Annotated in this window: 13 protein-coding genes and 1 pseudogene; 13 read left to right on the top strand and 1 reads right to left on the bottom strand. The window is 71.3% G+C overall.

Annotated elements, in window-relative coordinates; translation table 11 throughout:
* Positions 1 to 48: 48 nt before the first annotated feature.
* Positions 49 to 330 (top strand): HU family DNA-binding protein, encoded by a 282-nt coding sequence (locus tag AB0Q90_RS31970; protein ID WP_004000874.1) that lies wholly within the window; start codon positions 49 to 51, stop codon positions 328 to 330.
* A 164-nt stretch (positions 331 to 494) separates the two neighbouring features.
* Here AB0Q90_RS31970 and murA read toward each other — a convergent pair whose 3' ends face one another.
* Positions 495 to 1,835: a UDP-N-acetylglucosamine 1-carboxyvinyltransferase gene (gene murA / locus AB0Q90_RS31975; protein WP_363163728.1), complete on the bottom strand. Its 1,341-nt coding sequence runs from the start codon at positions 1,833 to 1,835 to the stop codon at positions 495 to 497.
* A gap of 251 nt (positions 1,836 to 2,086) precedes the next feature.
* Here murA and AB0Q90_RS31980 point away from each other — a divergent pair, with 251 nt between their 5' ends.
* The 12 genes and pseudogenes from AB0Q90_RS31980 to AB0Q90_RS32035 all read left to right on the top strand — a co-directional run bounded on the left by AB0Q90_RS31980 (position 2,087) and on the right by AB0Q90_RS32035 (position 14,926).
* Positions 2,087 to 2,659, top strand: a complete 573-nt coding sequence (locus AB0Q90_RS31980) for a YqgE/AlgH family protein (protein WP_363163727.1) — start codon at positions 2,087 to 2,089, stop codon at positions 2,657 to 2,659.
* Between the two features lie 29 nt (positions 2,660 to 2,688).
* Positions 2,689 to 2,976: a DUF3039 domain-containing protein gene (locus AB0Q90_RS31985; RefSeq protein WP_053665779.1), complete on the top strand. Its 288-nt coding sequence runs from the start codon at positions 2,689 to 2,691 to the stop codon at positions 2,974 to 2,976.
* Between the two features lie 107 nt (positions 2,977 to 3,083).
* Positions 3,084 to 4,709 carry a beta-N-acetylhexosaminidase gene (locus tag AB0Q90_RS31990; RefSeq protein ID WP_363163726.1) on the top strand — a complete coding sequence of 542 codons (1,626 nt, stop codon included), beginning with the start codon at positions 3,084 to 3,086 and terminating at the stop codon, positions 4,707 to 4,709.
* A 225-nt stretch (positions 4,710 to 4,934) separates the two neighbouring features.
* On the top strand, positions 4,935 to 5,828 hold the full coding sequence (locus AB0Q90_RS31995) for an FAD binding domain-containing protein (RefSeq protein WP_363163725.1): 894 nt from the start codon (positions 4,935 to 4,937) through the stop codon (positions 5,826 to 5,828).
* Positions 5,825 to 7,324 (top strand): 2Fe-2S iron-sulfur cluster-binding protein, encoded by a 1,500-nt coding sequence (locus tag AB0Q90_RS32000; protein ID WP_363163724.1) that lies wholly within the window; start codon positions 5,825 to 5,827, stop codon positions 7,322 to 7,324. The genes AB0Q90_RS31995 and AB0Q90_RS32000 overlap by 4 nt, the downstream gene beginning before the upstream one ends.
* Positions 7,321 to 9,630, top strand: a complete 2,310-nt coding sequence (locus AB0Q90_RS32005; protein WP_363163723.1) for a molybdopterin cofactor-binding domain-containing protein — start codon at positions 7,321 to 7,323, stop codon at positions 9,628 to 9,630. The genes AB0Q90_RS32000 and AB0Q90_RS32005 overlap by 4 nt, the downstream gene beginning before the upstream one ends.
* Before the next feature lie 117 nt (positions 9,631 to 9,747).
* Positions 9,748 to 10,347, top strand: a complete 600-nt coding sequence (locus AB0Q90_RS32010; RefSeq protein ID WP_363163722.1) for an SUKH-4 family immunity protein — start codon at positions 9,748 to 9,750, stop codon at positions 10,345 to 10,347.
* A gap of 103 nt (positions 10,348 to 10,450) precedes the next feature.
* Entirely contained in the window at positions 10,451 to 10,897 is a 447-nt protein-coding gene (locus tag AB0Q90_RS32015) for an AbfB domain-containing protein (protein WP_363163721.1), read from the top strand.
* A gap of 68 nt (positions 10,898 to 10,965) precedes the next feature.
* Positions 10,966 to 11,233 (top strand): annotated as a pseudogene (locus AB0Q90_RS32020) (Fic family protein).
* A gap of 120 nt (positions 11,234 to 11,353) precedes the next feature.
* The gene (locus AB0Q90_RS32025) at positions 11,354 to 13,147 is read left to right on the top strand and encodes a DEAD/DEAH box helicase (protein ID WP_363163720.1); all 1,794 of its coding nucleotides are present in this window, start codon (positions 11,354 to 11,356) and stop codon (positions 13,145 to 13,147) included.
* A gap of 302 nt (positions 13,148 to 13,449) precedes the next feature.
* A complete protein-coding gene (locus AB0Q90_RS32030; protein ID WP_363163719.1) occupies positions 13,450 to 14,091 on the top strand; it encodes a helix-turn-helix domain-containing protein in 642 nt (213 codons plus the stop codon).
* Between the two features lie 43 nt (positions 14,092 to 14,134).
* Positions 14,135 to 14,926 carry a S16 family serine protease gene (locus AB0Q90_RS32035; RefSeq protein ID WP_363163718.1) on the top strand — a complete coding sequence of 264 codons (792 nt, stop codon included), beginning with the start codon at positions 14,135 to 14,137 and terminating at the stop codon, positions 14,924 to 14,926.
* Positions 14,927 to 14,933 lie beyond the last annotated feature (7 nt).

The following is a 14,933-nucleotide window of genomic DNA, read 5'->3' on the forward strand; positions in this document are numbered from 1 at the left end:
CGCCGCGTGGCACGCCTCAACGGCAAGTTAGAACACGGGAGTAAGAACATGAACCGCAGTGAGCTGGTGGCCGCGCTGGCCGACCGCGCCGAGGTGACCCGCAAGGACGCCGACGCTGTGCTGGCCGCGTTCGCCGAGGTCGTCGGCGACATCGTCTCCAAGGGCGACGAGAAGGTCACCATCCCCGGCTTCCTGACCTTCGAGCGCACCCACCGCGCCGCGCGCACCGCGCGCAACCCGCAGACCGGCGACCCGATCCAGATCCCGGCCGGCTACAGCGTGAAGGTCTCCGCGGGCTCCAAGCTCAAGGAAGCCGCCAAGGGCAAGTAAGCGCTCCGCTTTGAGCGCCGGGTAACTGCGGGCCGCCTTTCGGCCGACGGGACCGCCGTGGCTGGTCGCGCAGTTCCCCGCGCCCCTTTGGGGCGCATCAGCACAACGCCGATGGGGCGGTTACCCGAGTCCGGGTAACCGCCCCATCGGCGTATGCGCGCTTGTTAACCGAGCGCCTTGCCCGGCAGTTCCACCTTCGCGCCGAGCTCCACGAGCTTCTCCATGAAGTTCTCGTAGCCGCGGTTGATGAGGTCGATGCCGTGGACGCGGGACGTGCCCTGGGCCGCGAGGGCGGCGATGAGGTACGAGAAGCCGCCGCGCAGGTCGGGGATGACCAGGTCGGCGCCCTGGAGCTTGGTCGGGCCGGAGACGACCGCCGAGTGCAGGAAGTTGCGCTGGCCGAAGCGGCAGTCGGAGCCGCCGAGGCACTCGCGGTAGAGCTGGATGTGGGCGCCCATCTGGTTGAGCGCGGAGGTGAAGCCCAGGCGGGACTCGTAGACCGTCTCGTGGATGATGGACAGGCCCGTGGCCTGCGTCAGGGCGACCACCAGCGGCTGCTGCCAGTCCGTCTGGAAGCCCGGGTGGACGTCCGTTTCGAGCGCGATGGACTTCAACTGGCCACCGGGGTGCCAGAAGCGGATGCCCTCGTCGTCGATCTCGAAGGCGCCGCCCACCTTCCGGTAGGTGTTCAGGAACGTCATCATCGAGCGCTGCTGGGCGCCGCGGACGTAGATGTTGCCCTCGGTCGCCAGCGCCGCGGACGCCCAGGAAGCGGCCTCCAGGCGGTCCGGCAGGGCGCGGTGGTTGTAGCCGCCGAGCCGGTCCACACCGGTGATGCGGATGGTCCGGTCGGTGTCCATCGCGATGATGGCGCCCATCTTCTGCAGGACGCAGATGAGGTCCTCGATCTCCGGCTCCACGGCCGCGTTCGAGAGCTCGGTGACACCCTCGGCGAGCACCGCCGTCAGCAGCACCTGCTCGGTCGCGCCCACGGACGGGTACGGCAGCAGGATCTTCGTGCCGCGCAGCCGCTGCGGAGCCTCCAGGTACTGACCGTCGGCCCGCTTCTCGATCGTCGCGCCGAACTGGCGCAGCACCTCGAAGTGGAAGTCGATCGGCCGGCCGCCGATGTCGCAGCCGCCGAGGCCCGGGATGAAGGCGTGCCCGAGGCGGTGGAGCAGCGGACCGCACAGCAGGATCGGGATACGGCTCGAACCCGCGTGGGCATCGATGTCAGCGACGTTCGCGCTCTCGACGTGCGAGGGGTCCATCACCAACTCGCCCGGCTCCTCACCGGGACGGACCGTCACACCGTGCAGCTGCAGCAGGCCGCGTACGACACGGACGTCACGGATGTCCGGAACGTTGCGCAGTCGACTTGGCTCACTGCCCAGCAGGGCGGCGACCATGGCCTTCGGCACGAGGTTCTTCGCGCCGCGGACACGGATCTCGCCCTCCAGCGGGGTTCCGCCGTGGACAAGCAGGACATCGTCGTTGACGGTCATGTATCTCGCGTTCCGATGAGTGGGGCAGGGGCCGAAGAGACAGGGTAATCGCCGCCCACCCCCCTTCTGTAAGCCCAAGTACGGCCCAGGTACGTCATAGCTGTGTCACAACACGAACCGTTCGCTGCCGGGTACGTCGGGTCACCGCGCGCGGTGTGCGCCGGGGGCGCTGGATTCGTCGCTGAGCTGCGTTCACTCCCTTACCGTGATTGCCTCCCCACACGAGGGGAAGATGCGGGATCATGTCTGGCATGACCGAGGTGTCCTCGCTCACAGGGCGGTTGCTCGTGGCAACACCCGCCCTGGCGGACCCGAACTTCGACCGCGCGGTGGTGCTCCTTCTCGACCACGACGAGGAGGGCTCGCTCGGTGTCGTCCTCAACCGTCCGACCCCGGTGGACGTGGGCGACATCCTGGAGGGCTGGGGAGATCTCGCCGGCGAACCCGGCGTCGTCTTCCAGGGCGGCCCGGTGTCCCTCGACTCGGCCCTCGGTGTCGCCGTCATCCCGGGCGGTGCGTCCGGTGAGCGGGCCCCGCTCGGCTGGCGCCGGGTGCACGGGGCGATCGGGCTGGTCGACCTGGAGGCCCCGCCGGAGCTGCTCGCCTCGGCCCTCGGCTCCCTGCGGATCTTCGCCGGATACGCCGGCTGGGGGCCGGGCCAGCTGGAGGACGAGCTGGTGGAGGGCGCCTGGTACGTCGTGGAGTCCGAACCGGGAGACGTCTCCTCGCCGTCGCCGGAAAGACTCTGGCGCGAGGTCCTGCGCCGCCAGCGCAACGAACTGGCGATGGTGGCCACGTACCCGGACGACCCTTCGCTCAACTGATGCGTGTGAGCTTCAGTACCCTTGGCGATATGAGCACTCTTGAGCCCGAGCGCGGGACTGGTACGGGGACCCTCGTAGAGCCGACGCCACAGGTGTCCCACGGCGACGGCGACCACGAGCGCTTCGCCCACTATGTCCAGAAGGACAAGATCATGGCGAGCGCCCTCGACGGCACCCCCGTCGTGGCGCTGTGCGGCAAGGTCTGGGTGCCCGGCCGCGACCCGAAGAAGTACCCCGTGTGTCCCATGTGCAAGGAGATCTACGAGTCCATGGGCTCCGGCGGGGACGACAAGGGCAAGGGCGGCGACAAGAAGTAGCCCGGCCGGTTTCCCGAGGTTCTTGAAGGCCCCCGCGGGCGCGCTCCGGCGCGTTCTCGGGGGTCTCGCGTGCGCTGATTGTCTTCTCGCGGCCGTAAAGGACTGACGTGACTGAACTGATTCCGGGGCCGCGCCGCGGCGTCGCGGGTGACGGCGAGGTGCGGCTGACGGCGCACTCCCAGCTCTACGCAGGTACCGGCACGGAGGGCGTCGGCCATTGGCTGCGGACGGTCCTCTGGGAGGCCACCGGGCTGCCGCTGACCGAGGGCCAGGAGCTCGACGACGCCTGCGACGACGGCATCGGGCTCCAGCTCGACCCCGAGCTCGGCGCCGAGGAGTACCGCCTCGTCAGTGACTGGAACGGCGTCCTCATCGAGGGCGGCAGCGCGGCCGGTGTCTTCTGGGGCGCCCAGACACTGCGGCAACTCCTCGGCCCCGACGCGTACCGCAGGGCGCCGCTCGGCCGCGGCCGTACCTGGACCGTACCCCACGTCACGATCGAGGACTCCCCCCGCTTCCACTGGCGCGGCCTCATGCTCGACGTCGCCCGTCACTTCATGCCCAAGGACGGAGTCCTGCGCTACCTCGACCTGATGGCGGCGCACAAACTCAACGTCCTCCATTTCCACTTGACCGACGACCAGGGCTGGCGCGTCGAGATCAGGAAACACCCCCGGCTCACCGAGGTCGGCTCCTGGCGCTCACGCACGAGATTCGGCCATCGTGCCTCGCCGCTGTGGGAGGAGAAACCGCACGGTGGCTTCTACACCCAGGACGACATCCGCGAGATCGTCGCCTACGCCGCCGAGCGGCATATCACCGTGGTCCCCGAAATCGACGTACCCGGCCACTCGCAGGCCGCCATCGCCGCGTATCCGGAACTCGGCAACACCGACATTATCGACACCACCTCGCTGACCGTCTGGGACGACTGGGGAATCTCTCCCAACGTACTCGCGCCCACTGACAACACCCTGCGTTTCTACGAGGGGGTGTTCGAGGAACTCCTGGAGCTGTTTCCCTCGGAGTTCGTTCATGTGGGCGGCGACGAATGCCCGAAGGACCAGTGGCGGAAGTCGCCGGCCGCGCAGGCCCGGATCAGGGAACTCGGGCTCGCCGACGAGGACGAACTCCAGGCGTGGTTCATCGGCCACTTCGACAACTGGCTCTCCGCGCGCGGGCGCAGGCTCATCGGCTGGGACGAGATCCTGGAGGGCGGTCTTGCGAAGGGCGCTGCCGTGTCCTCGTGGCGCGGGTACGAGGGCGGGATCGCCGCCGCGCGGGCCGGGCACGACGTCGTCATGTGCCCCGAGCAGCAGGTGTATCTGGACCACCGGCAGGACGCCGGCGCGGACGAGCCGGTCCCCATCGGCTACGTCCGCACCCTGGAGGACGTCTACCGCTTCGAGCCCGTTCCGCCGGAGTTGACGGCCGAGGAGGCCGCGCATGTGCTCGGCACACAGGCCAATGTGTGGACCGAGGTGATGGAGGACCACACGCGTGTGGACTACCAGACGTTCCCGCGGCTTTCGGCCTTCGCGGAGGTGGCCTGGAGCCGGCTGCCCGCCCCGGGGGAACGGGACTTCGCCGACTTCGAGCGGCGGATGGCCGTCCATTACCGGCGACTTGACGCCCTGGGGGTCGGCTACCGGCCGCCCACCGGCCCGCTGCCCTGGCAGCGGCGGCCCGGGGTGCTGGGGCGGCCCGTCGAGGGGCCGCCGCCGAACAGGTAATGGAAAAAGCCCACAAGGGTCACTGAAGAGTGTCAATCGGTGCGCACGGGCGATGCCGTACGAAAACGGACCATCTCCCCGGTGAGGTGGGCGAATGCCTCCTAGTGGACCCCCGCGTTCGGGCCCTGTGAAGATGTGCCAGAGTTGCCACGTCCGCCCTGTCAGCACGTACCGTACGGCAGCAACAGGTGGGACCAGGTGGGGCAGCGGGAAGGGGCAGCCGGTTTGACCACGCACGCACCGCAGGCGGCGCAGGCCGTCACGCTGCCCACGACACTGGACGAGGCCGTGGCGGCGCTCACCGCCATGCCGGCCGCGGTACCCGTGGCCGGCGGTACCGACCTCATGACGTCCGTCAACTCCGGGCAGCTCAGGCCCGCCGCCCTGGTCGGCCTCGGCCGGATCAGCGAGATCCGCGGCTGGCAGTACCAGGACGGTCACGCCCTGCTCGGTGCCGGGCTCACCCATGCGCGCATGGGCCGCCCCGATTTCGCCGCGCTGATCCCGGCGCTCGCCGCGTCCGCGCGCGCGGCGGGACCGCCGCAGATCCGCAACGCCGGCACCCTGGGCGGCAACATCGCCACGGCGGCCCCCACGGGCGACGCGCTGCCCGTACTGGCCGCCCTGGAGGCGACGCTGATCATCGCGGGCCCGGGCGGAGCCCGCCGGGAGATCCCGGTGTCGCACCTGCTGGCCGGCATGGAGATGCTGCGCGCCGGCGAACTCATCGGCTACGTGCGCGTGCCGCTGCTGCATGCCCCCCAGGTCTTCCTCAAGGCGACCGGCCGCACCGGCCCGGGGCGGTCGATGGCCTCCGTCGCGCTGGTCCTCGACCCCGCCCGGCGGGGCGTGCGGTGCGCGGTCGGTGCCATAGCGCCGATGCCGCTCAGGCCCCTGGAGGCCGAGCAGTGGGTCGCGCAGCTGATCGACTGGGACAACAACCGCACGATCGTCCCGGAGGCCCTGACCGCCTTCGGTGAGTACGTCGCCGCGGCCTGCATCCCCGATCCGGCCCCGGAGGGCGACGGCTCCGTGCCGCAGCTTCCGCCCGCAGTACTGCACCTGCGGCGCACTGTCGCCGCGCTGGCCCGACGAGCACTGGGGAGGGCGCTGTCGTGACCGACGACCGGCACGGAGAGGGCGCGCCCCAGGGCGCGGGCCGCTGGGACCCGCTGCCCCAGGGCGAGTACGACGACGGCGCCACCGCCTTCGTGAAGCTTCCCGAGGGCGGTATCGACGCCCTGCTGGCCTCCGCCGACAGCCCGCTGGCCGCGCCCGGCCACGGCTACGTCCCGCCGCCGATAACGGTCACGCCCGCCACCACGGCGGGCACCGACCCGGCGGCCACCGGCACCTGGACGATGCCCGCCGGCGGCGTCCAGTGGCCCGAGCCGAACGCGGCGCCCCAGGAGACCGGCGACGACCGGTTCACGTACAACCCGGGTGCCACCGGGCAGTGGAACTTCGAAGAGGCGGCGGCCGCGGAGGGCGCACCCGGGCACGACGTCACGGGCCAGTGGTCGATCCCCGTCGCGGGCGGCGACCTTCCGGACGAATCGGGCGAGTTCACCACCTCGTCGCTGGTCGAGCAGTGGGGCGGCACCCCGCCGCCCACGCTGCCCGGCGGCGCGCCCGCACCCTGGGCGACGCAGCCGACGCAGGCCATCGGGGAGCCGTGGGGCCCGCACACCGGCGAGCAGCAGCCCGGCCCGCACGCGCACGTGCCCGTCGAGGCCGAGGACGCCGCCACGGCCGTACCGGCGGAGCGGGCCGGGGCCGACGACCACGCGCGCGTACCCTCCGATGCCGCGCCCGCCCCCGAGGCACCGGCCCCCAGTGGCCCGGAAAGCGCCTCAGAGGCCGCGCAGACGGCCCCTGAGGCCGGTGAGGCGCCCGAGGGGCCGCAGGAGCCCGACGAGGCCGCCACGGAGGCCGGAGCCGAGGCCGACGCGCCCGACGGATCCGGCGAGCAGCCATCCCTGCCCGGCGAGGAACACCCCCTCGCCTCCTACGTGCTGCGCGTCAACGGCGTCGACCGGCCCGTCACCGACGCCTGGATCGGCGAGTCGCTGCTCTACGTGCTGCGCGAGCGGCTCGGGCTCGCGGGCGCCAAGGACGGCTGCTCGCAGGGCGAGTGCGGGGCCTGCAACGTCCAGGTCGACGGACGGCTCGTCGCCTCCTGCCTGGTGCCCGCCGTGACCGCCGCCGGCAGCGAGGTCCGCACCGTCGAGGGCCTGGCCGTCGACGGCCGGCCCTCCGACGTGCAGCGGGCGCTCGCCCGGTGCGGCGCCGTGCAGTGCGGCTTCTGCGTGCCCGGCATGGCGATGACCGTCCACGACCTGCTGGAGGGCAACCCGGCTCCGACCGAGCTGGAGACCCGCCAGGCGCTGTGCGGCAACCTGTGCCGCTGCTCCGGCTACCGGGGCGTCGTCGAGGCCGTCAAGGAGGTCGTCGCCGAACGCGAGGCGCACACCTCGGCCGAGGGCGAGCCCGATCCGGACGAGGCACGCATCCCGCACCAGGCGGGCCCGGGGGCCGGCGGCGTCAACCCGTCGGCGTTCGGGGACCCGGCACCGCATGACCAGGCGTACGGACAGGACGGAGGCCAGGCGTGAGCAACGAAGCCGCCACCGCGACCAGCCCCGCGGAGGCAGCCCCCGCCCCCGAACCGATCCCGCACGGCCTCGGCGCCTCCCTGGCGGCCGCCGACGCGCGCGCCAAGACCGAGGGCACCTTCCCCTTCGCGGCCGACCTGTGGGCCGAGGGCCTGCTCTGGGCGGCCGTCCTGCGCTCCCCGCACGCGCACGCGCGCATCGTCTCCATCGACACCACCCACGCGCGCGAGATGCCCGGCGTGCACGCCGTCATCACGCACGAGGACGTCCCCGGCACCCCGGTGCACGGCCGCGGCAAGGCCGACCGCCCGGTGTTCGCCTCCGAGGTCGTGCGCCACCACGGCGAGCCCATCGCCGCCGTCGCCGCCGACCACCCCGACACCGCGCGCATGGCCGCGGCGGCCGTCATCGTCGAGTACGAGGTGCTCGACCCGGTCACCGACCCCGAGCAGGCCTTCGAGGCCGAGCCGCTGCACCCCGACGGCAACCTGATCCGGCACATCCCGCTGCGCCACGGCGACCCGGACGCGGCCGCCGAGATCGTCGTCGAGGGCCTGTACCGCATCGGCCGCCAGGACCCCGCCCCGATCGGCGCCGAGGCCGGCCTCGCCGTACCGCGCCCCGACGGCGGCGTCGAGCTGTACCTGGCCTCCACCGACCCGCACGCTGACCGCGACACCGCGGCCGCCTGCTACGGACTGGCGCCGGAGCAGGTCAAGGTCGTGGTCACCGGCGTCCCCGGCGCCACCGCCGACCGCGAGGACCAGGGCTTCCAGCTGCCGCTCGGCCTGCTGGCGCTCAGGACCGGCTGCCCGGTGAAGCTGACGGCGACCCGCGAGGAGTCCTTCCTGGGCCACGCCCACCGCCACCCGACGCTCCTCAGGTACCGCCACCACGCGGACGCCGAGGGCAAGCTGGTGAAGGTCGAGGCACAGATCCTGCTGGACGCGGGCGCCTACGCGGACACCTCGTCGGAGGCCCTGGCCGCCGCGGTGTCCTTCGCCTGCGGCCCCTACGTCGTCCCGAACGCCTTCATCGAGGGCTGGGCGGTGCGCACCAACAACCCGCCCTCCGGCCATGTACGCGGCGAGGGCGCCATGCAGGTGGCCGCCGCCTACGAGGCGCAGATGGACAAGCTGGCGAAGAAGCTCGGCGTCGACCCGGCGGAGCTGCGCCTGCGCAACGCCATGGCGACCGGCGACGTCCTGCCCACCGGCCAGACGGTGACCTGCCCGGCGCCGGTGGCCGAACTCCTCCAGGCGGTACGGGACTTCCCGCTGCCGCCGCTGCCGAAGGACACCCCCGAGGACGAGTGGCTGCTGCCCGGCGGCCCCGAGGGCGCGGGCGAACCGGGCGCGGTGCGCCGGGGCGTGGGCTACGGGCTCGGCATGGTGCACATGCTGGGCGCGGAGGGCGCCGACGAGGTGTCCACGGCCACCGTGAAGGTCCACGACGGGGTTGCGACGGTCCTGTGCGCGGCCGTGGAGACGGGCCAGGGCTTCGCCACCCTCGCCCGGCAGATCGTCCAGGAGACGCTCGGCATCGACGAGGTGCACGTCGCGCCGGTCGACACCGACCAGCCGCCGGCGGGCCCGGGCTGCCGGGGCCGCCACACCTGGGTGTCCGGCGGCGCGGTGGAGCGCGCGGCGAAGATGGTCCGCACCCAGCTTCTCCAGCCCCTGGCGCACAAGTTCGGCATGTCCACCGAGCTCCTCCAGATCACCGACGGCAAGATCACCTCGTACGACGGTGTCCTGTCGACCACGGTCACCGAGGCGATGGACGGCAAGGAACTGTGGGCGACGGCCCAGTGCCGCCCGCACCCCACCGAGCCGCTGGACGAGGCGGGCCAGGGCGACGCGTTCGTGGGCCTGGCGTTCTGCGCGATCCGCGCGGTTGTGGACGTCGACATCGAACTCGGTTCGGTACGGGTGGTGGAGCTGGCGCTCGCCCAGGACGTCGGCCGGGTGCTCAACCCCGCGCAGCTCGCGGCGCGCATCGAGGCGGGCGTCACACAGGGCGTCGGCATCGCGCTGACGGAGAACCTGCGCACCGCGCGCGGTCTGATCCGCCACCCCGACCTCACCGGCTACGCCCTGCCGACGGCGCTGGACGCGCCGGACATCAGGATCGTGAAGCTGGTGGAGGAGCGTGACGTGGTCGCCCCGTTCGGGGCGAAGGCGGTCAGCGCGGCGCCGGTGGTCGCCTCCCCGGCGGCGATCGCCTCCGCCGTGCGCGCGGCGACGGGCCGTCCGGTGAACCGGCTGCCGATCCGGCCGCAGGCCGCGGTGGTGACCGGACAGTAGGCGGACGCGCCTTGGGCGGAGGGCGTTGTCAGTGGTGCGGCGTAGTGTGATGAGCACGTGCACGACCTGCCCCGACCCGACATCGGCCCGGGGCACAGTGATCATCCCGGGGGAACGATGAGCACGACCGCCACCGCTTCAGGCCTCGCCCTGGACCTTCATACCCGCCTGCTGGACCAGGAGTTCGGCCGGGGCCGGATGATGCGTTTCGAGGACGTCGACTTTCCCGCGACACTCACCCACGACCCGACCCGCCGCTTCCTGCGCGAGACGGGCCTGCCCGAGGACGGGGTCCTGTTCCAGCCGGACGCCGACGTGCCTCTGCCGACGCTCGCCGACCTCTGCGCCGACGAGGGCCTGATGGAGGTACCGGCCCGGTCCGGCCACCTCATACGCCTCGGCCGGCTCACCGGCGGGGCCAGCCTGCTGCTGGACGGCGGGACCGGCGCGGTACTCCACTGGCACGGCTCGGGCACCACCCCGTCCCCACTGCCGAACGTCGACGTCTCCACCGTCGTCCTCACCCTCTGGCTGATGCGCCGCGCCAGGACGGCCCGGCGTTCACAACGCACGGACGGAGAACACCACCGTCCGCCCGGCGGAGCCCGCCGAGTTGACGGACGGGGCGGACGACGACGGCGTGTGAGCTCGCTGCACAGCGTCATCGGCGTGCGGAGCCCATCACCGAGTACTACACTCGTCAAGACGGGCAAATAACTCCGACGGGTCTTCGCAGAAGGCTGTTTCAGCGCCAACGCACTTCTCCTCGGCTGAACTCCAGCAGCTTCCAAGGGTTTTGAGCGATCGGAGGCGTGAGAACATGACTCGCATTCAAACGTTCAACCTGAACTCGAAGTTCTTCATTCGGCATCACAATTTCGAGGGCGAGATAAACGAACTTGATCGCCCGGGGCCAATCAGTGATTTCGAATGGCAGGTCAAGTTTCTCAGAATGGACAATGGATTCAGGCTGGTGGCATTCAAGTCACTCAGTCCGGCGGGGTTCCATCTTCGCCACAAGGGCTTCCGGCTGGTGCTGGAACGCCCCGACGGGAGCGACCAGTTCAAGCAGGACAACGCGTTTCGCGAAGTCCCTCCGCTGGTGGGTGACCCCAACGCAGGGTGGCGCTCGTACCAGGCGTTCCAGCAGGAGTTCTCCGACCGCTTCATCGGGCACAAGACCTTCCACCTCTGGCTGCGCGACAGGGCCGAGCCGGGCATGGCGGCCGACTCGACTTTCAGGCTGGTCGATCGGATTGACGACTGAAAGGGTGGTGCTCCTAAAGGGGCACCACCCATACCGCATAGTGTCACCGGGATTCCGCCCGCACCCGCATAGCCGGCGGGGCCGACGAGGTGCGTGACTACGGGTTGCTGGACTCGGCTCTGGCGCGGCCCCGGTCGAGTGTCTTCGGGCAGGATGCCTACCCGGACGTATGGTAGAAGGCTGCGGCGCTGATGGAGTGCCTAGCCCGCAATCACGGCCTTGTCGACGGGAACAAGCGCATCGCCTGACGAGGCGGAGCGGTTCGTTCTGGACGTCTGCCAGGGTGCCCTGGACGTTCCCAAGATCGCGGCCCAGCTGCCGTGCTTCGCGCGGTGACTGTGACCTCGGTCCCACCCGAGGGCGACCCGCCCCCGTGCGCACGTTGACACTCCCGGGTCGCCGGTAAGGTGGCCCGGTTGTCATACGTAGCCGAGCAGGCCGACCCCCACGGAGACCGTGACTACCACCGCCGCCTCCACCTCCCACCACCTTTCTCCCGCCTTCCCCGGCCGTGCCCCCTGGGGTACCGCCAGCAAGCTGCGTGCCTGGCAGCAGGGGGCGATGGAGAAGTACATCCAGGAGCAGCCGCGTGACTTTCTCGCGGTCGCGACCCCGGGCGCGGGCAAGACGACCTTCGCCCTCACCCTCGCCTCCTGGCTGCTGCACCACCATGTCGTGCAGCAGGTGACCGTCGTCGCGCCGACCGAGCACCTGAAGAAGCAGTGGGCGGAGGCGGCCGCGCGGATAGGGATCAAGCTCGACCCCGAGTACAGCGCGGGCCCGCTCGGCAAGGACTACCAGGGCGTCGCCGTGACGTACGCCGGTGTCGGCGTGCGGCCCATGCTGCACCGCAACCGCGTGGAGCAGCGCAAGACGCTCGTCATCCTCGACGAGATCCACCACGCCGGTGACTCCAAGTCCTGGGGCGAGGCCTGTCTGGAGGCCTTCGAGCCCGCCACCCGCCGGCTCGCGCTCACCGGTACGCCGTTCCGGTCCGACACCAACCCGATCCCCTTCGTGACGTACGAGGAGGACAACGCCGGCATCCGGCGGTCGGCCGCCGACTACACGTACGGCTACGGGAACGCGCTGGCCGACCATGTCGTCCGCCCGGTCATCTTCCTGAGCTACAGCGGCAACATGCGCTGGCGGACGAAGGCCGGCGACGAGATCGCCGCCCGGCTCGGCGAGCCGATGACCAAGGACGCCATCAGCCAGGCCTGGCGCACGGCGCTGGACCCGCGCGGCGAGTGGATGCCCAGCGTGCTGCGCGCCGCCGACCAGCGGCTGACCGAGGTCAGGAAGGCCATCCCGGACGCGGGCGCCCTCGTCATCGCCTCCGACCAGGACTCCGCGCGCGCGTACGCCAAGCTCATCCGGGAGATCACGGGCAGCAGGGCGACGCTCGTGCTGTCCGACGACGCCGGCGCGTCCAAGCGGATCGACGACTTCAGCGGCAACAACGACCGCTGGATGGTCGCCGTACGCATGGTGTCGGAAGGCGTCGACGTGCCCCGGCTGGCCGTCGGGGTCTACGCCACCACCATCTCCACGCCCCTCTTCTTCGCCCAGGCCGTCGGCCGTTTCGTACGGTCCCGCCGGCGCGGCGAGACCGCCTCCGTCTTCCTGCCGACCGTCCCCGACCTGCTCACCTTCGCCAACGAGATGGAGGTGGAACGGGACCACGCCCTCGACAAGCCGAAGAAGGAGGGCGAGGAGGACCCGTACGCCGAGTCCGAGAAGGAGATGGAGGAGGCGAACAAGGAGCAGGACGAGGACACCGGCGAGCAGGAGCAGTTCTCCTTCGAGGCGCTGGAGTCCGAGGCCGTCTTCGACCGCGTCCTCTACGACGGTGCCGAGTTCGGCATGCAGGCCCACCCGGGCAGCGAGGAGGAGCAGGACTACCTCGGGATTCCCGGACTGCTGGAGCCCGAGCAGGTCCAGCTGCTGCTGCAGAAGCGGCAGGCCCGGCAGATCGCGCACAGCCGCAAGAAGCCGGACGCCGAGGCCGACCTGCTGGAACTGCCCGCGGAGCGGCGCCCGGTCGTCTCGCACAAGGAGATGATGGAGCTGCGCAAGCAGCTCAACACGATGGTCAGCGCCTACGTCCACCAGAGCGGCAAGCCGCACGGGGTCATCCACACCGAGCTGCGCCGGGTGTGCGGCGGCCCGCCGAGCGCGGAGGCGACCGCGGGACAGCTGCGGCAGCGCATCGCCAAGGTCCAGGAGTGGGCGACGCGGATGAGGTGACCGGCGGCGACCGGTCTTCCCCGGGCGAGTGACGTACGTAACAGGACAAAGCCAAGCAGGCCGTACCGGCCATTGCCCGGATTCTGGACGGAGCCTTCCGCTCAGCGAACCGCCTTCGCTACTGTCCCGCTACGCACACGCCCCGTGGCAGCGCCGCCGCGGAGCGCAGCCGTGAAGCGACGCGGCCCGGTACAGGCCGGGCCGCCGGCCGATCGGCGGCCTCTGAAGCGCGTCACTGACGGGACTCGGTGACGCATCCGCCGCGAGGGGGCTGCCGACCTCACCACTAAGGAGTGGGCGTCGTGACCGCGGAGACCTCCCAGACGCTCGACCGGGGACTGCGTGTCCTCAAACTGCTGGCCGATACGGACCACGGGCTGACCGTCACCGAGCTATCCACCAAACTGGGCGTGAACCGGACCGTTGTGTACCGGTTGCTCGCCACGCTTGAGCAGCATGCCCTCGTCCGTCGTGACCTGGGCGGACGTGCCCGGGTAGGACTCGGCGTGCTGCGACTGGGCCGCCAGGTGCATCCGCTGGTACGGGAGGCGGCGCTGCCCGCGCTGCGATCGCTGGCCGAGGACATAGGGGCGACGGCACATCTCACGCTCGTGGACGGGGCGGAGGCGCTGGCCGTCGCCGTGGTCGAGCCGACGTGGACGGACTACCACGTGGCGTACCGGGCCGGGTTCCGGCACCCGCTGGAGCGCGGGGCGGCCGGGAAGGCGATCCTCTCGGCGCGCCACCAGCCGCTGGAGGAGCCCGGGTACACCCTGACGCACGGCGAGCTGGAGGCCGGCGCCAGCGGGGCCGCGGCGCCGCTGCTCGGGGTCACGGGTGTCGAGGGCAGCGTCGGAGTCGTGATGCTGGCCGACGCGGTACCGGAACGGGTCGGGCCGCGGGTGATGGACGCCGCGCGGGAGGTGGCGGAGGCGCTGCGCTGAGCTGCCCACAGGCTCCGCGGGCCCCGCACGTTAGATTGACCCCGTGCTCTCTCGTCTCTCGCGCCCCCAAGCTCTCGCTGTCTGTGCCGCGCCCGTCGTCGGGCTGCTCGCCGCCGCGGTGTTCGCGCCGCTGCCGTTCTCGCTGACGCAGCCCGGGATGACGGCAAACGTGCTCGGCGAGGACAAGGGGGAGCCGGTGATCACGATCTCCGGCGCGCCGACGCGGGAGACCAGCGGGCAGCTGCGGATGACGACGATCGAGGCGACCGGCCCGGACGCGACGGTTCAGCTCGGCGATGTGATCGACTCCTGGTTCCGTACGGACCAGGCGGTCATGCCGCGTGACGCGGTCTACCCGAGCGGCCAGAGCACCAAGGAGATTGAGGAGCACAACGCCGAGCAGATGCGGGAGTCCCAGGACACCGCGACCGAGGCGGCGCTGAACTACCTCAACCTCGACGACAAGGACATCAAGGTCAGCCTGGAACTCGCCGACGTCGGCGGCCCCAGCGCCGGACTGCTGTTCTCCCTCGGCATCGTCGACAAGCTGGACGGCGACGGCAGCGGCGGCGACCTCACGGGCGGCCGCACCATCGCCGGTACGGGCACCATCGACGCCGACGGCACGGTCGGCCCGGTCGGCGGCGTCGCCCTGAAGACGCAGGCCGCCAAGCGGGACGGCGCGACCGTGTTCCTCGTGCCCAAGGACGAGTGCTCCGACGCCAAGGGCGAACTGCCCAAGGGGCTGCGCCTCATCCCGGTGACCACCCTCAAGAGCGCCGTCGACTCCCTGGTCGCCCTGGAGCAGGGGAAGGGCTCGGTCCCGAGCTGCTAGCAGGAAC

It is taken from the genome of Streptomyces sp. NPDC079141 (genome assembly GCF_040686775.1).
Taxonomy (GTDB): Bacteria; Actinomycetota; Actinomycetes; order Streptomycetales; family Streptomycetaceae; genus Streptomyces.